Source organism: uncultured Paraglaciecola sp., assembly GCF_913020055.1.
In the GTDB taxonomy this organism is placed as follows: Bacteria; Pseudomonadota; Gammaproteobacteria; order Enterobacterales; family Alteromonadaceae; genus Paraglaciecola.
Genome location: NZ_CAJWCF010000008.1, coordinates 1 through 20,319 on the forward strand (window position 1 = coordinate 1; position 20,319 = coordinate 20,319).

Annotated in this window: 17 protein-coding genes and 1 pseudogene; 5 read left to right on the plus strand and 13 right to left on the minus strand. The window is 39.7% G+C overall.

Features of this window, described 5'->3' with window-relative positions; translation table 11 throughout:
- The 3 genes and pseudogenes from QZ488_RS03025 to QZ488_RS03035 all read left to right on the plus strand — a co-directional run.
- A pseudogene (locus QZ488_RS03025) lies at window positions 1-203 on the plus strand (exopolysaccharide biosynthesis protein); the annotation flags it as partial.
- Window positions 203-1,858, plus strand: a complete 1,656-nt coding sequence (locus tag QZ488_RS03030; protein ID WP_293746162.1) for a TIGR03016 family PEP-CTERM system-associated outer membrane protein — start codon at window positions 203-205, stop codon at window positions 1,856-1,858. The pseudogene QZ488_RS03025 and the gene QZ488_RS03030, both read left to right, overlap by 1 nt.
- A gap of 186 nt (window positions 1,859-2,044) precedes the next feature.
- Window positions 2,045-2,602: an NAD/FAD-utilizing enzyme gene (locus QZ488_RS03035; RefSeq protein ID WP_293746163.1), complete on the plus strand. Its 558-nt coding sequence runs from the start codon at window positions 2,045-2,047 to the stop codon at window positions 2,600-2,602.
- Window positions 2,603-2,707: 105 nt separating this feature from the next.
- Here QZ488_RS03035 and QZ488_RS03040 read toward each other — a convergent pair whose 3' ends face one another.
- The 3 genes from QZ488_RS03040 to QZ488_RS03050 are packed head-to-tail and all read right to left on the minus strand — an operon-like array spanning window position 2,708 to window position 8,285.
- Window positions 2,708-3,979 (minus strand): hypothetical protein, encoded by a 1,272-nt coding sequence (locus QZ488_RS03040; protein ID WP_293746164.1) that lies wholly within the window; start codon window positions 3,977-3,979, stop codon window positions 2,708-2,710.
- Window positions 3,976-4,599, minus strand: a complete 624-nt coding sequence (locus QZ488_RS03045) for a hypothetical protein (protein ID WP_293746165.1) — start codon at window positions 4,597-4,599, stop codon at window positions 3,976-3,978. The genes QZ488_RS03040 and QZ488_RS03045 overlap by 4 nt, the downstream gene beginning before the upstream one ends.
- A complete protein-coding gene (locus tag QZ488_RS03050) occupies window positions 4,596-8,285 on the minus strand; it encodes an ATP-binding protein (RefSeq protein WP_293746166.1) in 3,690 nt (1,229 codons plus the stop codon). Before QZ488_RS03050 ends, QZ488_RS03045 begins: the two co-directional genes overlap by 4 nt.
- A gap of 318 nt (window positions 8,286-8,603) precedes the next feature.
- On the opposite strand from QZ488_RS03050, the gene QZ488_RS03055 reads away from it, so the two are divergent.
- Together QZ488_RS03055 and QZ488_RS03060 are read left to right on the plus strand one after the other, a co-directional pair.
- Window positions 8,604-9,131 (plus strand): hypothetical protein, encoded by a 528-nt coding sequence (locus QZ488_RS03055; RefSeq protein WP_293746167.1) that lies wholly within the window; start codon window positions 8,604-8,606, stop codon window positions 9,129-9,131.
- A gap of 195 nt (window positions 9,132-9,326) precedes the next feature.
- Window positions 9,327-9,503 carry a DUF6435 family protein gene (locus tag QZ488_RS03060; protein WP_293746168.1) on the plus strand — a complete coding sequence of 59 codons (177 nt, stop codon included), beginning with the start codon at window positions 9,327-9,329 and terminating at the stop codon, window positions 9,501-9,503.
- Window positions 9,504-9,525: 22 nt separating this feature from the next.
- Here the strand turns inward: QZ488_RS03060 and ruvX are convergent, their stop codons facing one another.
- The 10 genes from ruvX to QZ488_RS03110 form a co-directional block, all read right to left on the minus strand.
- Window positions 9,526-9,954: a Holliday junction resolvase RuvX gene (gene ruvX / locus QZ488_RS03065; protein WP_293746169.1), complete on the minus strand. Its 429-nt coding sequence runs from the start codon at window positions 9,952-9,954 to the stop codon at window positions 9,526-9,528.
- 13 nt (window positions 9,955-9,967) lie between these two features.
- Window positions 9,968-10,525 (minus strand): YqgE/AlgH family protein, encoded by a 558-nt coding sequence (locus QZ488_RS03070; RefSeq protein WP_293746170.1) that lies wholly within the window; start codon window positions 10,523-10,525, stop codon window positions 9,968-9,970.
- Between the two features lie 7 nt (window positions 10,526-10,532).
- Entirely contained in the window at window positions 10,533-11,510 is a 978-nt protein-coding gene (gene gshB, locus QZ488_RS03075) for a glutathione synthase (RefSeq protein WP_293746171.1), read from the minus strand.
- A gap of 176 nt (window positions 11,511-11,686) precedes the next feature.
- Window positions 11,687-12,667 (minus strand): tetratricopeptide repeat protein, encoded by a 981-nt coding sequence (locus QZ488_RS03080; protein WP_293746172.1) that lies wholly within the window; start codon window positions 12,665-12,667, stop codon window positions 11,687-11,689.
- A 155-nt stretch (window positions 12,668-12,822) separates the two neighbouring features.
- Complete coding sequence (locus QZ488_RS03085) at window positions 12,823-13,662, minus strand: response regulator transcription factor (RefSeq protein ID WP_293746173.1); 840 nt, start codon at window positions 13,660-13,662, stop codon at window positions 12,823-12,825.
- Window positions 13,659-14,804, minus strand: coding sequence for a histidine kinase (locus tag QZ488_RS03090; RefSeq protein ID WP_293746174.1), 1,146 nt, complete (start codon window positions 14,802-14,804; stop codon window positions 13,659-13,661). The genes QZ488_RS03085 and QZ488_RS03090 overlap by 4 nt, the downstream gene beginning before the upstream one ends.
- Before the next feature lie 27 nt (window positions 14,805-14,831).
- Window positions 14,832-15,542 (minus strand): LytTR family DNA-binding domain-containing protein, encoded by a 711-nt coding sequence (locus QZ488_RS03095; RefSeq protein WP_293746175.1) that lies wholly within the window; start codon window positions 15,540-15,542, stop codon window positions 14,832-14,834.
- 503 nt (window positions 15,543-16,045) lie between these two features.
- A complete protein-coding gene (locus QZ488_RS03100; RefSeq protein ID WP_293746176.1) occupies window positions 16,046-19,006 on the minus strand; it encodes a TonB-dependent receptor in 2,961 nt (986 codons plus the stop codon).
- A 295-nt stretch (window positions 19,007-19,301) separates the two neighbouring features.
- Complete coding sequence (locus tag QZ488_RS03105; RefSeq protein ID WP_293746177.1) at window positions 19,302-19,616, minus strand: DUF3718 domain-containing protein; 315 nt, start codon at window positions 19,614-19,616, stop codon at window positions 19,302-19,304.
- Window positions 19,617-19,919: 303 nt separating this feature from the next.
- Window positions 19,920-20,249 carry a hypothetical protein gene (locus tag QZ488_RS03110; RefSeq protein ID WP_293746178.1) on the minus strand — a complete coding sequence of 110 codons (330 nt, stop codon included), beginning with the start codon at window positions 20,247-20,249 and terminating at the stop codon, window positions 19,920-19,922.
- Window positions 20,250-20,319 lie beyond the last annotated feature (70 nt).

The window sequence follows — 20,319 nt, forward strand, 5'->3', positions numbered from 1 at the left end:
GTATTAACGAGACGGCCATTTTAGCCAATTTGGCCGGCCAGGCATTAGTTGTTACCGAAGAATTTAAAACCAAGTTGATTGACGTTGAGAAAGCTGTAAAACATTTAAACCCAGAGATGGCCATAGGTTTTGTTGTTAATAAAACTGAACAGGTTAGTTTAGAAGGTGGTGGTTATGGTTACTATTATGGAGCAAAAAATTAGTGTTGTTGCGGCCATTACTTAATCCAAATCAATCGGCCTCAAAAAAACAACTCGCTAAGTATGTCGCTGTTTTATTAGTGATGCTGCCATTCAGTGTTTTTTGCCAAGAGCTTGATATTAAAGCAACAGTAAATACATCAGGCTATATATACGAAACTCAAATTGGGGATGAGGAGGCAACACAAGGTGAATCAATCCTTGTAAAGCCATCTATTGTTGGCAGTTATTCTAGTCGACGCTTGTCCGCATCTTTAAGCGCCAATCATTCCATAGTGAAAAAAAATAGTGACAGTAGCATTGATACTGTCAACGGCACTACCACTGACAGTCAAAGTCAAAATTACACTGATTTCAAATATACCAGTACTTTAACACTAATTGAAAACGCAATGACGCTGTCTTTAAATGGTACCCAAGGTTATCGAAATATCAGTCAGCAACAAAATTATTTTAGCGATAAAATTTTAGATTCAAAGGATTTAACTAAAACCACTAGAAATAGTGCACAGCTGAGTTTTTCAATTCCAAACCCACTATATTTAGGGTTCAACTTGCAAGGAACCTATTCACAAACAAAATCTGACCGTTCTCAGGAAAGTACATTAGGTTTAGACAACGATAATTTAGGTGTTGTCGCCAAACTCTACCAAGGTAAAAATGTACGAGGTGTGAATTTTGATGTTTCCGCACAGTATAACGATACTAGCCGCTCTAATTTGCAAAATTTTAAGTCAACTAGAGTGCAAGCTAATTTTGGTTTTCCTATTGTTAATAAAATTGAATTTTTCGTCACTGGAGGCTTAGAAGAATACGACTCTGGTAATATAGAGTTCTCATCTCGCTCTAATATTGACACCAGCAGCTACGGTGCAGGTTTAAAGTGGAATCCGAGCAATGAACGTACTATATCTTTAACCTATAATCAGCTTGACGAAGGCGATAAACAAACCAACTATGTAGGCTTAGATCTAGCTTGGGCATTTACCTCCAGAACTGCACTCAATTTTGATTATAGTAAGCGTTTTTTTGGCGATTCATACCGTTTGGGATTTAAGCACTCACTTAAATCACTAAGAACATCTGTTACATATTCAGAGGATGTCACCTCGTTTTCTCGTCTTGGTGCTTCAACCACTACTATAACTGGCATTTTTGTATGTGAATTTGGATCGACAGATCTAGCCGATTGTTTTCAACCAGACAGCCTAGATTATCAGTTGCAGGCAGGTGAAGAGTTTAGAGCGACCACCGAAATAGATACGGACATCACTGAAGAGGTTTTGTTTCGAAAGACAGGCACCGCCAGTATTGGTTATGACAAACGCAAGATCAAAGTATCTATCAATGCCAATTACAGCCAAACCGAGTACCTGGAGTCTGACCGAATAAACACTAATCGTAGACTTAGCTTTAATTTTAACTACGCCTTAAGCCGCAAAACCAATATTAGCTTTGCATCTACTGTTGCTAAAAATCAACGTAGTGAATTGGAAGACGCAGATACCATAGTCACTAACAGCCTAGACTTCAAAAGAAACCTAACCCGACAGTTAAAGTTGAGTGTAGGCCTTAGATTGTTAGATAGAAAGTCAGATACCCTAGAGCGTGACGGTAGTGATAAACGTTTAACTGTTGGACTCAATTACACCTTTTAAACAGTATTTATATTGATGAACTAGTACAGTTGCTAACCCAATTTCACCCGATCATCAGATATCTATTTATCCCTTTTTTTACCTTCCCCGTATAATAACTAACATTCCTGTAACACTGCTATACTTTCAAAGCTGGTTGATTTTTGATCAGCACTTCATTAGTTAACGCGTCAGGAGAATATACACATGCAACGATATTATTATCTAAGTGATGATCTAAACGACCTCGAAGCTGTTGAACGAGAACTTGAAAAAAGCGGGCTCAGTTCGCCGCAACTCCATGTACTGAGTGAGAATGATGCGGAAGTAGAAAAACATCACCTACACGCCATTGAATCAGTTCTCAAACAAGATGTGGTTCACTCTACCCAACTAGGTGCCGTAGTGGGTATTATTACTGCAGCGCTTATTTTAGGCCTTACTTATGCCATGCAATGGCATACCACAGCAGCGGGTTGGCTTCCTTCAGGTTTTTTGGCGGTGATTGTATTAGGTTTTTGTGCTTGGGAAGGTGGCTTAGTTGGTATTCAAATACCTAATTACCAGTTTAAGCGTTTTCAAGCTTTGTTGAAGCAAGGTAAACACGTATTTTTTGTTGATGTATATGCGAATCAATATGAGGTGTTGTGTGACGTGGTTGAACGTCATTCTTCTTTAACTTTTGCAGGGCAAGGAGATGCGACACCATCATGGGTAGTCAAAGGTCAAGACAAGTTCAAGCATGCAATGAAAGCACTGCCTTAACCTCCTCTGTACCACTAAGTTTGTTTAGAAAGCCAATGTAATCAGCATTGGCTTTTTTGTGCAGATTTTTAGTCTTTTAAATCAAACTACACATCATCACTTAGCCTAACCTGCCGCCTGAAAATCACCAAAAAATCGCATGCCTACAGTCACATCTTGAATAATGTGTAATTGGTTAAAACGACTTTGCTGGGCACTGTCTTTTTCTAGCATAAAGCTTCGTTTGTTTTGTTGAGGCAAGCCTTCGTATTCAGCCACAATTTGGAATAACCACATTTCTGGCTCCCAAAGTAATTCTCGTTCAGCTAAATAATCCACACCACTTAAGGCTTGTGGACTTTCTATTACTTGAATAAAAAAGTCTTCTACGTCTTTTGCTAGTTGCTTTTGCTCGGTGGCGACTAAATTCTGTGCAGCTACAGCAAAACCTTGGGTTTGTTGTTCTGACTGTGAACCTTGCTCTTGCTCTCTGGGCACTGCTCGGGCAAGTTCTGCTAGCGCATAGCTATCTTGTGCCCTGTCTAAAGCGATAAAGGCCTTAGCGTTGATACTATGAGCCTGATTAATCACCGCAGGCACTTGACTACGATTCGGATAATCACCTATTTGAAAATTAGGATGTTGACGTAAAAAGGCACTCATTCTGTTTATTAACAAGGCTCTATCTTGTTGTTGCCTAAAACGGGCCATCAACAAAACCAAACGTTTTTGCACTTGAAACAATGAGCCAGAGTGCTCAGAAATACGGGCCTGCAGTTGACTGACTAATAACTTGCGTAGAGTGCCATCACTGCCTGCTAGTTGAATAAGATCGTCAAAGTTAATAATGCCAAAGCCGTCTAGTATTCGCCTAAGTTGACGCTGGGCCAGTTCAATTTCTAAAATTTTGTCATCTAAACTACTAACAAAACCAAATTCAGTATTCAATCTATGCCACAGGCTTTCAATTGCATCACCAAATTGCCCTGTCATGTCGTTAACACGCTCAGTTAGCAGTTGTATGTGATGTTCACTGGCTGCGTAATCACCTTTTTGCCTAGCTGCTTGTAATGACTGCACCCGGGTCTGAATTTGGTCGAGGTGTTCGCCCACATCAGAGTTAATTTGCCGTTTGCGTTCATCTTGAGTCAAACTTGCAATCAATTCGTTAACGATTGGTCGTAAACTTAACGATTGCTCGTCAGGATAGAACAACACGCGGCTGTCTAGCAGCTTTTGCAGCGCTTGCTGAGAAAAAACCGACTCGCTCACCTGCCCTTCCAAGTACCCCTGCATTAACGCATCAGCATGTTTACCAATAAGTTCTAAGCGTTCTTTACCCAACTCAAATAAAGGGTTGCTTTGGGCAGTGCTTTTTTTCTGCTTTACCTGACTCAAAACATGGACTCTTGTTCAGGCGTTTCGTCATCAATCGGCAGGTTTTCTTCGTCTTTGATAAAACGTACCAACTCAATGAGTTGTTCAACTTTACCTGTGACAATAAAAAACAGTCTATCTTTGTGCGGCTGATGTAAATAACCTAGCTCTTTGATCCTGCGAAAAACCTGCTTAATTTGCATATCAGCTTTATCGCTGGTTGATTTGAATACTTTGTCATTAGCAAGATGCGCCAAACGCTGGATAAGAGACTGGTTATCTACAACCTTAGACTCAAAGTCTTGTAACTTAATAGTGTCACCCGCGCTGAGCGCGCCATCGCGACCTAACGCTTCTTGTACCAACTGCATCCATTCCAGCATAGGCAACAAAGATTGCACTGTGTGGGTAAATTGATGGCTTAAATGCTGACGGGCGTTGGGAGTCAAATCACAATAAGCCAGAAAATACACCGAGCCATCATCGTTCTTCGCCACTCGTCTATTTAGCGGCCTTAAGAAATGATTTAAGTCATCCACCAATTCGTCATTTTGTAGTTTATGAAAACTATGTTCGTCGGTAACCGCACAAATAAACTCACCTTCCAACAAGCGTTCTAATAATGGGCCATGTTCTATCATGCGTTCACCTGCGAAGATTCAGTGGCCGAGGAGTTATTTTGCTGCAAACGTTCGGCAATACGACTGAGTTTAGGTTCGATTTTTTCCAATTGTTGTTTTTGTTTATCAATCAAATATCGATGTTTAAACAACATCAACACATCAGACTCCGGATTCGGAAACGCGCCCAAAATGTGAATGTTATTGGTATCACAAGCCTTAAATAGTTTTTCAACATTGTGATATGCCAAAGTACCAATTTCATCAATAGGCCAGTGAACATGAATGTTGGCTTGATTGCGTAGTAGTCGAGTAAAGGCCAATAGGAATTTACACAAGATCAAATAAGCCATGCCGTGACTAGAAGATTCAAGTAATTGCCTATCATTCTTAATCACCAAATCTGAGCCACCTTCATTCAGATGTAACTCCAAACGTAACAAGGATTCAATGCTGTAATTGGCATCATTCGGCAATACCTCAACCACATCGGCCAAGTTATCTAAATAGGCCTCGCTGGGCAAAAAGTCGTCTGAGGTGTTCCACTTATTATATTGCTGAGCGAAACGTTTCAGTGGCGCCCAAAAGTTAAGCTCATCAACCGTAGATATTATCTTCACTTCAGAACGGGCAATACCGTCCAAGGATAAATCATCAGACACTTCGTCGGTCAGGCGTTTACTTTGCTGGGCAATTTTGCGGTTAATATCACTGAAAACAGTGAAGAACTTATTTAAGTCACCGCCTATGGTTTCCCCTTGCTCAACTATTTGCCGCTGACGAGATTCTAAAATACTCAATAAACGCTGCAAAATCGGTAAACGTTCTCGCACATTGGCATCTTCATCCAACACGGCAAACGCTTGCAACATAGTATCCAGAAAATCTTTACCGGCATCTTTACCTAAATTGGCTTCAAACTCGGATAATGACTCTTTTAATTTTTTCTCACCGCGACTTCTGCTTTCTAGTGCTTCTGTACAACGATTGATTCGTTCTGCCTGATCTCCTAGGTTAATCGTTGACTCTTCTGCAGGTTTAAACGAAAAAATAATATGACCAAGTTGGCGTACCATAGGCTCAATTTCTGTCATCAAAGCAGCAAAACCAGACAAACTTTTCTCTACTGTTGATAAAGTTTGCGATAAATCCACTCGTTTAGTTTGGTATTGACTACCTAAAGTGGCTTGTTGTTGTTCTAGCTGCTGAGTAAGCGCTTTTAATTCAGCTTCTTGTTCTAGTAATTCTGGGCGTTGCTTCAACCAATCAGTCTGAACAAATGTTTTATATTCGTTTAGTTCATCACGTCTAGCGGTAACCGCTTGAAGATGATTTTTTAACACCTCAATTTGCTGCTTAAGTTCGCGCAGAGTGATGGGGTCAATATCCTTGTTAGCCAATTCTTGGTTAAAGGCATCTTCAAGCTGTTTAATTTGATCGCGATTTTGCTGTCTTTTGTTATCAACTTGGCGCTCAAGCTCTTCTATTTGGTCATCTAAAACAGCTAATTCATCTTGCCAGCCAGTCTTAAATTCTAAAAGTTGCTCTTCAAAATCAGATTTTAATACATCGATAGCACTTTGTTTTTGCGATAATACTTGCTGCTTTTCATCTAGATGCTGCTGCAAAGTTTGTTTGGCTTGTTGCTTACGTTTCTCTAGTACAGATTTAAGTTCATCGGCAAAACGTTGTTTAGCACTTCGCGCATAATCTGACTCTTGTTCTGCTTGTTCAAACGCTCGATTTTGTTCGGCTACGGTTTCTCGTTGTAGCTCAGCCTCTCGATGACATTCGTCCAATTCAGACTCAGCTTGTTTTTGTTGTTTTTCGGCGGCCACTAAGTGTTTTTTGGCATGCTCTAACGACATGCTTAAGGTCGTTTCATCTTGAGCATAATCCGGCGCTTCAATGATGGTTATATCTAGCTGTACACCCAATAAATTGTTACTTAGCGCGTTATCATTGTCTGCAAGGAGTTGCGGTGATAAATCTTTACGATCAAGTAAAGGTTCATCAATCAACTTACCGATACTCTGCTCCCAGCCGGGTTTATGGTCCCTGAGGAATTGCCTTAAGCTATCTTGTTCCGGTGAAAGTTGTTTATGTAACTGCTGCAGGCGTTCTTTGGCTTGCCGAGAAGCTTGTCTTGCTTGATCCAATACTTTATCGGCTTCTTCGCGTTTATTTCTCAGCTGTTGATAGGTATTTTCAGCCAGTTTTTTAGCACTTGAACTCTGTTGCCATGCTCGCTGAGCCAGCTCTAAACGTTTGTCAGCTAAGGTTTGATTTTCCAGTTCTTGCTCGGTAGGTGTCGCTTGTTTAGCTTGATGTTCAAAGCGCACTATACTGCGCTCTGCATCTAATAATTGTTGATCAAACTCTTTGGCTTGCGACTCTTTACGTTGTTCAAATTGTCCCCGTAAATCCACTTCTTTTTCATTTTGATTTTTGCGCGCAGTCTCTTTTTGTTGGCTAAAGACTTTTACTTGCGCCTGATTTTTACGGGACAATCGTTCTAAGGATTCAGACAACTTAAACTTTTGCTGATCAAGCTGGCCTTGTAAGTCTTTATGTTGCTCAATCAACAAATTGTATTGTTCTAACTTTTGCTCGTATTCTTCACGTTTGAGGGGCAAGGCATCCATATCTTTCTGTAATTGGTCGAGATCAGAATCTTGATAGTTTTCATACTGTTGTTGAATATGGTCTAACCGTGACGATTTGGCTTTAAGGTTTTCAGCGGTTTCACTGACGCGGCTGTTCAACACCCCTTCAGCTTGTTCAAAAGACTCTTTTTCAGTGTTTTGTTGGTTTTTAATTTTACTACGCTGCTCTTGGGCATCGGCCTTTTGAGTCGCTAAGGTCTGTAAGTCTTTTTCTAATATCGGCTTAAGCTGTAACAGCTGATTTTCAATGGTATTCAGTTTCTCCGACTGCACCTGAATTTTTTGATATTCATTCTGCATTTTTTGCAAACGCATGGTTTGTCGCATCTGCGTGATCCACTCACGAGCCTTGGTATTCTTGACTGTGGTAGTAGGCTGAACTAAACCATCTTCTTCAAAAATGGCAGCCAACATAGTTCGCAAGGTATCCATCTTGCCTTCTTTAGCATGTACCGCACTGACCAACTTCTCTATATGCCTAATACGATGTTGGCTAGACACCAAACTGTAACGACTGGCTAGCTGCCTTAGTTTAGTACTTTCACGCCCTGCCCCTCGGCCTAAACTGACATCATTTTGAATAATATTACGGAATTCACTAGTCGCTTGAATTTTATGAGAAAAATCGATACCAAGCTGGCGCAGTTGTTTTATCCACTGCTCGGGTAACATAGCTTGTACATTACCCTTTTCCACGTCCACTAAAATCTGTTCTTGATGATAAGGCGCTTCAACAAAGCGATACTGTACGCCATCACTGCCTTTACGAGTCAATACAACTTGGCAATTCTGACCGTCTTCCCTTTGGTATTCATAAATCAGATAACTATTGGCGTGGGGCAAATAAAAGTCATCAAACTTCTTACGGGTTTTGGGCACGACTTTACTGGGTAATTCACCATAAAAGACCGGGATCAAACGTTGTAAAGTGGTTTTACCCGACGCATTGGTGCCACAAATATTACTGTGTCCCGATACATCAAGTTCAACAAAACCAGGGAGGTGACAATTAATCAGAATAATACGGTGTAACCCAGGCATAGACTTCCTTTAATCAAGGGTTTAATAACCGTATAATTTTACCAAGAAGTAGCCATGTTTAACACCAGTAACGGTCGTTATAGCCACCTTTTTACCAGAGTAAAAATTGAAAGATTTTAAAAGACAGCTTTCACAATCAAACTTGACTTAAAGTTTAACAATTGCGAGAATTTAACTAGGATTTCGGAGATGCCTGTCCGTAAAAGATGAATTCACTCTGCATATATTGCATGCTTTTTCATGCGACTTATCGCTTTTAAAACAATTTACACCATTAAGTAAACCTAACGGAAGGTAATACTACTTAGGAGTAATATTGTGAATAAAGCCTTAGATGAACTTAAAATCCAAGCAAAAATTTTACTTAAATCAGTAAAAGAAAACCACCCCACTGCAACCCAACGCTTGAAAAGACACTATAAATATTATCAAGAGGGATCTGTATACCAACCAAAACTCAAACATTGCCAACAAGTTGTAGCTTGTGAGTCAGGATTTCTCGACTGGCAACATGCACATCAAATATTAAGTGCCAACGACCTGAATCAGGATAAACAGACCAGCATGGGATCGTTTTGGCATGATCATAGGTGCAACGCTTTACTCAATTATTGGTTTAGTAATTATCCTGAGGCCGCGATTTTTCACCAAGGAAAACCAGAGACTTATCTATTTCCCTATAATCATCAGTTTATTGTGGCCACACAGGAATATGTGCAGGCTATTGGATTACATGAACTAGACCCAACACTTTGGCATATCGTGCAAAATAACTTGGTTGCGAGTTACACCAGTGATGCATGGGATAAAATTGCACTGGCGAGGTTACAAAACCGAATAATCTAATCAATAACATATTACTGATAACAATTGGTCGATAGGCAAAGGATTGCTCCCTATCTATTAATTGTTATCTCATAGTTATGCTGTGATTTAGTCATTTATCTCATACTATATTGAGTAGCAGTTAAGAGAAAACTGATCGACTTAAGCTATATTGCAGTAATAGATTGCAGAAACAAATTACTTATAGAGAATGACATGTTCGGTTTTTTAAAAGCAGACCCAATCAAAAAATTACGTAAAATCTATGACCAAAAATCTACAGATGCCATGTTGGCGCAGCGCAAAGGTGATATAAAAACTTACTCGATGCTTACTGCTGAAGCAGAAAAATTATGGGCAGAAATAGAACAACTAGAAGCTGGAAAAAAATAGAAACCTCACTCGACTCCAATTTTTAATATTGTGTTTCGATCCAACTTTCAAAAATAAGGCAGGCCGAGACACTATCAACTTTTTGTTTATCAAGCTTTTTGAAGCCACCGAGTTCAAACAAACGAGCTTTAGCATCAACTGTGGTTAATCGTTCGTCGCAAGTTTCAACTACGACTTTGTATTTAGCGTTAAGACGGTTAGCGAATTTTTTTGCAGAAAATGTCACTTGTTGACTGGTTCCATCCATATTCAGAGGTAAACCTACCACTGCTAATTGCGGGGACCATTCAGCAAACAACTTTGCCACAACATCCCAATTTGGAATACCATCCACAGCCTTGAGGGCATCAAGTGGAGAAGCAGTGCCGGTTATCTCCTGCCCTACAGCAACACCAATGCTTTTGGTACCGAAATCAAAAGCTAAAATGGTTCGTTCGCCTGGTTTACTCATTTAGTAAACTTCATTAAGCGTGACCTACATCAGGGCCTAATTGCCAAACATCTATGCCTAAGCGCTGTACAGCAGTTTCCCATTTTTTATGGATAGGCGTGTCGAATAAAATTTCAGTATCGGCTTCAACCATTAACCATGAATTGGTTTGAATTTCTTCTTCTAGTTGCCCTGCTGTCCAACCAGCATAACCAAGCATAATCAGTGATTTTTCTGGCGCATCGCTGTTGCCTAAAGACGATATGATGTCTTTAGAAGTAGTTACCATCACTTGTGGAGTCATGTTTAAACTTGAACTCCAACCAGGTTGTGAGGTGTGTAAAATAAAACCACGGTCTTGACTGACCGGGCCACCAGCCAAAATGATATCTTCAGCTTTTTCGTCAATCACCTTCGCCTTATCATCTACCTGCTCAACTAGTTCCTTTAACTTCATGCCTACTGGCTGATTGATTACCAAGCCCATGGCACCGTGTTCGTTGTGCTCACAAATATAGGTAACCGTTCGGGCGAAGTATGGGTCCTCCATACTTGGCGAGGCGATGAGTAAATAATTCTGCAAACTTTGCATTTAGAAATTAAGCTCCTTTGCCAGCAGCAAGACGTTTCTCACCTAAACGCCTCTCAATAGCATCAAATAACATACCGGTAATATTCACATCATATGCAGCTTCAATTTCTCGCACACAAGTTGGGCTGGTGACATTGATTTCGGTAACTCTATCTCCAATTACATCTAATCCCACAAATATCAGTCCTCTTTCAACTAACAGTGGCGCAATAGTTTCGGCAATCCTAAAATCAGACTCAGACAAAGGTTGTGGTCTTCCAGTGCCACCCGCAGCCAAGTTACCACGATTTTCACCTTTGGTAGGTAACCTTGCTAACGCATAAGGCACCACTTGCCCATCAACGATCAGGATACGTTTGTCGCCGTCTTTTATTTCCGGCAAAAACTTCTGGAACATGGCGTAGCGCGTACCTAACTCAGTCAATGTTTCTATCACTACACCTAAGTTATTACCGTCTTCCTTGATCCTAAAAATAGAGGTGCCGCCCATTCCATCTAGGGGTTTACAAATTATATCTTTGTGCTTTTGATGAAATTCTTTAACTAGTTTGCTATCACTTGTAACAAGCGTATCGGCAACTAAATCAGGGAACCACGAGGTAAACAACTTCTCATTAAAGTCCCTTAGGCTTTGTGCCTTATTCACAATCAAGGTGCCTGCTTGTTCAGCTAATTCAAACATATGAGTGGCATAGATAAATTCATTATCCACAGGGGGATCTTTACGCATTAAAATCACATCTAATTCAGCCAAACTTTGATGTAATTCATCACCTAAAGTAAACCATTTGTTTGCATTCGACTCGACAGCCAAACTAGCCATACGCGCCATGGGTTTACCATTTTGCAAATACAAATCGCCCATTTCCATATAGAACAACTCATAACCACGGTTTTGTGCATCGAGCAACATAGCAAAACTGGTATCTTTTTTGATGTTGATGGACTGGATGGGATCCATCACTATGCCAAGTTTAATGGTCAATATTGTTCCTTAGGGAGGGTTAAGCGTACGCAATAAATAGCTAGCTGTTACATATAATATAGATCTTGAGGTAATGACAGCAGAATTCAAGCTTGGATTAAGATCTATGTTTGAATCGTTGGGTAAAACTCGCACAAGGGCTTTGCGCGAGTCAATTTTGCGACTGAAAGCATCGACTAAATTTTCTTTGAGGCTTTTTTAGCTTGTTTAACAAGTTCTTTATCATCATTTTTTGCCAAACGCAGATAGATCGATTTAGCTTCTGGCTGTTGAGAATTGAGCACTAACAGGTTTGCCAAGCGAAACTCTGCCCATGGTCTAGATGGCATACCATCAAAATTGGGTGCCTGAGCAATATATTCGTTCAGAGATTGAATACCACTTTCGATGCTGTTTCCACTGAGTACGGCTGTTTTGCCTAGTTGATATAAAGCATTATATTTAGCTTTAATACTGTCTTCGGTCAAAGCAGTTTTAGTTGCCGCTTGAGCCAGCTCTGCGATAGCTCGCTCATAGTTTTCTTGCCTTTGATAAATCATGCCTGCTTTAAAGAAAAAATCTGGTATGTCCGTGTAAGTCTGTTTTGCCTCAGCCAATAATTGTTCGACACTTTTATTATCATCCTGAGACGAAGCAAAATCGATCTCCGCCTTCAATCCAGCAATTGCATCTAACTGTTGTATCTCTACTACTTGCTGTTTAGCGATTTCAATATCACCACCAGCAATACTAGGTGCCTGAATATGAAATTGCATTAGTGCATTTCTATAGCGCACTGAGTCTGGCATCAACTCTACAGCCCGGGTAAAGGCATCTACCGATTTTCCAGCATAACTCAAAGCTGAAAAAATAGAATTTTGCGCCTGGCCACCCATTATCCTACCAAGAAAATAGTGTGCTTCAGCATTTTCAGGCTGTTTCTTTAGCGTTTTTTCTATCCACTCTTCTGCCTCATCTAAATCGCTCTGCATATAAATTTTAGCTAAATAAAACATCGCTTCTGGGTTACTTTTTTGTTGTTTAAACAAATCGGCGGCTTGTTCTGTTTGACCTGCTTTAAGCGCAGAAACAGCTTGTTCTAACGTGTCTGCGATTGCCAAAGTAGACAAACCTAAACAACTGACAAAAAGAATTTTTGATGCAAAACTAATTGACATTATTTTCCTTAATTTTAAGTGTACTGAGTAGTTATTCAATGTCTCTGACGACAGGTTAGCTGTTCAGTTCAATTATTATCCCTCTCAATCGTCACTGCATTTTTATATTTACAGAAGAAGTAGTAGTAAACACCTCAGGATTTAGAGCATTTAAATTAGACTTGAAAATCGTTATTTTTTCTTAGTTCTTCTAATTTAAATTTATATTTTCGGCTGACTTTAACACTGTCACCCGAAATCAACTGAGCAACATATTCACCGTTAGAATTTGGTGTTAATTTTTTCAATTTACTCATATTGATCATCGCTGAACGATTCACTCTAGGAAAAAGATTAGAGTCTAATTCTTGTTCAAACTGTTTGAGGGTTTTACGTATAATGTGCGTGCCTTCCAATGTATGTACACACATGTAATCCCCGGCAGCCTCAATCCATGAAATATCATCAAGCCTGACCCTAATCCACTCAGAGCCACTTTTGATCGAAACCGAACGCTGCAGTTCGCTCATTGAGCCGCCACTTGAAACCTCCAGATTACGGATAAAACCATCAATTGAGTTACCTGTTTTACGGCTTAGTAACTCGTCCAACTTTAGATGCTGAAGCACTACATCACTATCAAAAAAAGAATCAACGAGTTTACTTAAACAACTGGCTAACCTGTCATCTGAAAACGGTTTAAGTAAATAATCAAAAGCCTGAAACTCAAAGGCATTCAGAGCAAACTCTCTAAAGGCTGTGACGAACACCACTTTAGGCACAGGAGTGCTGTTTTTTGATAGTAGTTCTGCCAATTCAAGCCCGCTTAATCCTGGCATTTCGATATCCACAAAAGCAATATCTGGCTGAAATAGATCAATAGCGTCCAACGCATCATTAGCGGACGGACATTGGGCAACTACATCGAATCTAGGGTCGTCATTCAACCTCAGCATTAACCCCTCTCTGGCCAAACGCTCATCATCAACAATAATGGCAGTCAATTGACGACTCATGAATTCTCCATTGGTATTGAAATTTTCACAAAATACCCTGCGGTTAAACCACGCTTAACCTTAAAGTTATGATTGTCAGGGTACAAAACGTTTAGTCTGTCGACAATATTTTGTACTCCGACTCCGGTATGGCTAGATGCCGTTTGGCCCTTAACATCAGACTTTATATCTAGATATAAGTTATCTTGAACAGGTCCATTGTCAACCACTTCCATATGTAAATAACCATGTTGGCAGTTAGCCGACACTTTGATAATCCCACCTTTAGACATCTGTGCAATAGCATATTTGATCGAATTTTCGACTAAAGGCTGCAACAACAAACTGGGGACAAGCAATGCTTCTGCTTGTGGATCAATTTCAAATTCTACTGTTAGCCTGTCTTCAAAACGTGTTTTTTCAATTTCCAAATATAACATCAGCGCTTTTAGCTCTTCATATAAACGGATCTTTTTTTCAGGATCATTATCTAGTGAGAAACGCAAAAAAGTAGACAACCTAATCAACATACCATTGGCTTTATCTTTACTGCCTCTTAATACCAAGGTTGAGACCGCATTTAGCGTGTTAAATAGAAAGTGAGGATTAATCTGATATCGCAACATCTTAATTTGCGATATATGGGATAGACGAACAGCCTCTAAATGTAACTTCTTCTCATTTATCAAGCGAAAATGATAATTGATCCCAAAGTACAAGGTGCTCCAAACAAAAATCATAAAAAACGCATAACTAACTGACATAAAAAGCATATACCATTTGAAGGGTTGAGATGGGTTACCAGCAATAAGTGAAAAAACATCAAAACCTTCGTAAAAATACCACATGGCGAGATTTTTTGCGGGTGTCCAAATACCTGATACTAAAAGACTACAAAGCATAATTGCTGCAATTAACCAACCAGAAGGTAATCCCCAGCATTGACGATAAATATACCTTAACGGCCAGGTCAGAAGCGCTGCGAAAATTCCAGCTAAAACTAAGGGGAAAAATACCTCAAAGCCTATTTTATTAATGTCGCGATAGAAAAACACATTGTCTATGGTGAAGATAAACACATAGGTCATCCAGCCCAAACTGTGCAAAAGCCAAAACGAAGGTTTGTCTTTGTTGGCTATAAATGTTTCTGCTGTATCTTTCACCTACACAATCAACTCAATATGCATACACTAAGCATCCAATCCTAAAAACTCGAAAAGCGAAGCTTTGTGGCCCTGACCGATTTTAACTTCATCTCCATTGTCTAAATGTAACAACGAAAACCTTCCCAACTCACTGCTCAAAGAATTAATTTTTCCCACATTCACCATCGCAGAACGATGCACACGAATAAACTTCTCTGGATTGAGCTGCATTTCTAATTTAGACAAGGTTTCTCTATGCAATAACATACGGTTCGCACAGTGCAGCTCTACATAATTGGCCGAACCTTTTATCCAGATAATGTCCTCCACGTTCACAAACTCAACGGCCCCTACTGATTTCACCGCTAATACGTTTTTACACGGTTTAATAGTCTGCCGTTTGAGTCTTGCCACTTTTTGTAAAACATTGGCCAGCCACATGTTTTCAAATGGCTTGAGCAAGTAATCCGTAGCAGCGAGATCAAAGGCTTGAAGCGCGTATTCACTAGAGGCGGTGGTAAACACCCAATGACAATCGAGGCTTGTAGCAAGCTTGCTTGCCAATTCAATCCCGCTGCCTCCAATAATGTTGATATCCATGAAACACACATCTGGTCGATGTTTTAGTAGTAAATTTTCTGCTTCTTTATACTCGCCAGATTGCCCAGAAACGTGCCAGTTATCTTGTTCATTTACAAAGCTCGATATTCTTTCCCTGGCTAAGGATTCATCATCTATTACTATGCAGTGGTGCATACATTTCAATTCTGAATTGGTGTGGTATAAAATATACAAGCTGGGGGATAAACAACGGACTTTTCTGCGACCAAGTGCGGGGATCTAGGATAAATGGCGCCAAGCTGTAACAAACTATTTTAGTTAGTTTAATTTCCCAACAATTAACCAATATTCAGACAAAAAGAAAGGGCTGCGCTTTGTAGCGGCAGCCCTTGCTTAATCCAGGAAACAATACATGTTTTAAAAATCTAGTAAAAACATATATTCATCGGGTCACTACTCCGACACTCATAGTGTAAATCCATCTGTTTGATTTAATACCCAAATGTGATGAATCATTCAGATCATGGGATGAACTTCACCATTTATTATTCCTGAAACATCTTGTAATAATTAGTCGATTTATTTCTATTTTACTATGGCTTCTTTAAGTCTATTGGGTTTACCAGCTTCGCTGCGCAAAAACAAAAAACCCCGCTATGCGGGGTTTATATTTATTTGACTGAACCTGACAATTGTTTCTAGAACCTAACTTCTAGGCCTAAAGTTACATGTCTTGGAGTCTGCCAAGTTTTAGCGGCACCATAAAATTGATTGCGTTCACCTGCAGCCCAACCAATTCCTTCGTAATTATCAACGATAGTAGTAGCTTGGCTATTATCTAGTATATTGAAAATGTCTAACGAAGCTTTCATTTCAACGCCATTTATTTCAAAGTCATAGTTAGCAGATAAATCAACATTGAATGTCCAAGATGTTGTACCGTTACTACCACGTGGGAAGTAGTCAATTGTTCCATCATCTTGAGTAATATAGTAAGTATCACCGTAGCTACCGTATAAATCTGAATCTGATGTCCAGTAACTACCACCTTGTAGGCCACGAGGACGACCACTTGCTAATGTTGAGTTCCAACCAATGACTAAATCTTCAGTCACATTATAGTTACCGAAAAACTTAAATACATGGCGACGATCATTAGGTAAGTTACCGTAGGCACCATCCATCAAAGCAGGGAAATCGAAATCAGTTGTTAAACCAGCATCTTGCTGACCGTTATCCGACTTAACTGCACCTTCAAAGTTTCCGTAACTATGAGACCATGTATAACTAGAGGACCAGGTCAAGTTTTCACCTTGGTATCTAACTGTAGATTCTAAACCATAGTATTTGTTGATACCTTTAGGTAATTGGATCTGGGTAGCATTGTCAAACGTTGTAATTGTACTAGAATCAGCAAAACCATCACTATGAGCATCAATAAATACTGACGAATCACTACCTGGATTAAGCATCATACAATAAGCATTTGCATAAGCACCACAGTAGTCATCGAGTGCCGAATCAACATAACGATAAGTACCTTTAACCAAAATAGAATACTCATCATTTATCATGCCTTCATAACCGACTATATATTCAATTTTAGAAAACGGATCCGCTTCTGCTGCTTGGAACGTTTCTTTTGTTGGAGGTTGTGGCGTTGAATTAACTACTTGCGAGTTGGCTTCTGTACCATTCACTGGCACTGCGCCTGTAGGCGATCCATCGGCAGCGTTAACTCCGGTAAATTCATAGTGCGTTGTTCTATCATCAACACCTGAAGCGGCACGGAAAATAGTATTATTAGCAATAGGTAAATAATACTGACCAGCAGTGGCAAATATTTTACTATCACCGTTGCCAGTAGGATCCCAAGTTACGCCTAAACGCGGCGCAACATCGGTAGTGAACGATGTGAGTACATTACCCGTCACCCCAACATTCTCAAAATCATCAACCCGGAAACCAATACTCAAGGTTAAGTCATCCGTTGCTTCCCATTTATCTTCAACGAAATAGGCTTGAATATCACTTGAGAAACCACCACCACCAGCAAATATACGATCACGTACATAATCTTGAGTAACACCAGAGTCGTTTGAGAATAACACTCCATTATCCCCCTGAATTTCACCACCGGCAGCTAAGGTATAATATGTATAGTTATGACCACCTGAGGGTAAGGATACTCGCGTAGTATCACGCTTTTGGAACTCGTAACCTGCAGTTATAGTGTGGTCACCAAATGCATATTCTATATCTAATGAATATTGTGTGTTTTTATCTTGGTTTTCACCGAAAGTGCCACCTTGGCCGCAACTTACAGCTGGATTAGCAGGAGCAGGTGTGCGTGCATCACTAACAGTAGGACAAATAGTTTCTGTAGGGCTGGTCTCATAGTCAGCTTCAATTTGGCCGGCCAAAGCAGTAACAATTAAATCATCGGTAATATAACCCGTATAGCTAATACTATGGGTTTCACCACCACGTAATCGTTTGTTAGCACCTATTCTATCGCCTCTTTCACCTGTCAAAACATCGCCATAAGCGTATATAGTTTCTATAGATTCTGTTTTATTTGAATACCCAAAGTAACTTAAACGATGATCTTCACTGATATCCCAATCTAAAGTCGCGCCCCAAAAGACATCATTCTGACTTTCACGATCGCGAATTTGGTTGTTTGCTAGGTAGTGATCCCAAAATGACGGCTGCCATCCATATGTACGTGAGCTGTCCTTGGGGTTTACAATCGCATAGAAAAATAATGTGTCTTTAATGATTGGACCGCCAACCGATAAAGTAATTTCTTTGTCATCTTGTTCATTAATGCCATCATTACGGTAACCGACACCAGTACCATCATTTGCACGTGATAACTGCTCGTTATCACTTCTCCAAGCGTCAGGGGTAATAGTACCAGTAGCTGCAAATTCCCATTCATTAGTACCACTTTTTGCAGTCGCATTCACAGTACCACCGGTAGCTCTACCGTAACGCGCCGAATAACCACCTGTTTTTACTTGAAATTCTTTGTAGAATTCAAATGGTAGTTCACCACAACCCAAACCGTTTCGTGTGTTGGTCACTTCCATGCCATTAATATAACAAACATTTTCTGCAACAGATGAACCGCCAAATGAAGCAGTATTCCCAAAAGTAGTATCCCCTCGAACAACACCTGGACCTAATAAAGCTACAGACGTTAAATTACGAGCGATTGGCATAACGTCAATTTCCATTTCACCAATAGTTAGCCCTGAATCTGAAGATCCTAAATCAATAGTTTGCATTGATGAACCAACAACTTGAATGACTTCTAAATTGGAAGACATAGCCGAAACTTCAAAGTTAGTGATTGTATTTTTACCAAGTGAAACTCTTACCACTTCTTGTGCAAGTACAGTGTTACCTTTTGCAACAGTGACGTCATATTGACCTGATGGAAGTTTTGCTAAACGGTAACTTCCGTCCACATTAAGCTCCACAGTACGCGTTGTACCTGTTGCTTGATTAACAGCCTTTACCGTTAAATCAGTAGGGTTACCGCTGACAACTGCTATTGTTCCTTTAATATCTTCAGCCGATGCTGAAGTCATCCCTAATATGGTCGACACTGCAATTGCCGCAAAACTTTTCTTAAATGTGATTTTTCCCATGGAAAACTCCCTGATATGTATTTTTAGTTATAAATGATCGATTTACTGCGGGTGCAGCTTGGCGATAATTCAAACTATCAAAAAGTTCAATTGGGAGGCTGGCTTAGGGACGAATATGACGCACAGTGTGTCTAAAAGCGCATTAATTAGGGATGAGATTTTCAGTGTTTTAAAATGGAGTTAACATAAAAAAATAGGCTGCCTAAGTGACAAAAGATTAATAGTAAGTGAGCGATCCAAACAAAAATATAATAAAGGTTTAAATGCACTCACTTTGGGAGATCATATTACCCTTCTATAATTTAGCTAATAGAGCTTCGTAATCTACTCCACTTTTACGAGCCATATATTTAGCTGTATTTTGTGCGTTGTTTACCATTGCAAAAGTCACTGGATCATAGCCATTACAGACTAAACCTTCACTCACTGTTTTAGCTTTTATGCCACTGTTTTTAATCGCACGGTTCACTTTATATTTGCTGTCACTTTTAATAGCCTCACATATTTTAACCAAATGAGCCTCGACATTTTTATCAATGGAATTAGCTTGTGCGCTGCCAGCTAAAAGAATGCCTGCTGTTAATAAACTACCGATAATAATTTTTTTCATGATATTTCACCTTGAGTTTGTAAAGTTCTGCATGATTGCAAGTTCAAGCTTAATGTAGAGTTCAAGATGATTTAATGAGGCATAAAAAAGGCTAAGCACGGCTAAATGCGATTAAGCGACCAACCCACTATTCTCAGCGATAAACTATCGCAGAGAATGGTGGGTTAATCGTATTTGTAGGTATTTGCTTACATTTGGATTGGTGTATCTAAGTACTGAAATTCAATTTTAAAATGGCTTAGATATAAAAAAGCCCTGGAATCAGGGCTATTTACAAAAAAATTTACGACTCGTTAGTCGAACCTAAAAGGCATTTTCCTGATGGATTTTAATAAACAATGGCGTTCCACGTTTGCTGTAGTCCACTTTATATTCCTTGCCATTAATAGTTTGCACAAATAACAGCGTTTTTTCCTCACCAAATACGTCAATACTGGTGAGATCTACCAATTCTAAATCTTGCGCTTTCGCTTCGCGCTTATTTTCTGGCACATTACCAGTATATTCCTTAATGCCTTTATGTGTGACAACAATGGGTGGATGATCCTCACCGTTGACAACCAATAAATCCAATTTTCGTATCTTATGAATTAAAGTATTACGACCACTTACTAAAAAGGGCTTCTCCGTCATTTTGCTCTCCCATAAAAATGCGCTAAATTAATTAGTCTAAGTTTTTAAGAAGATACCAAAGTTCTTTTGC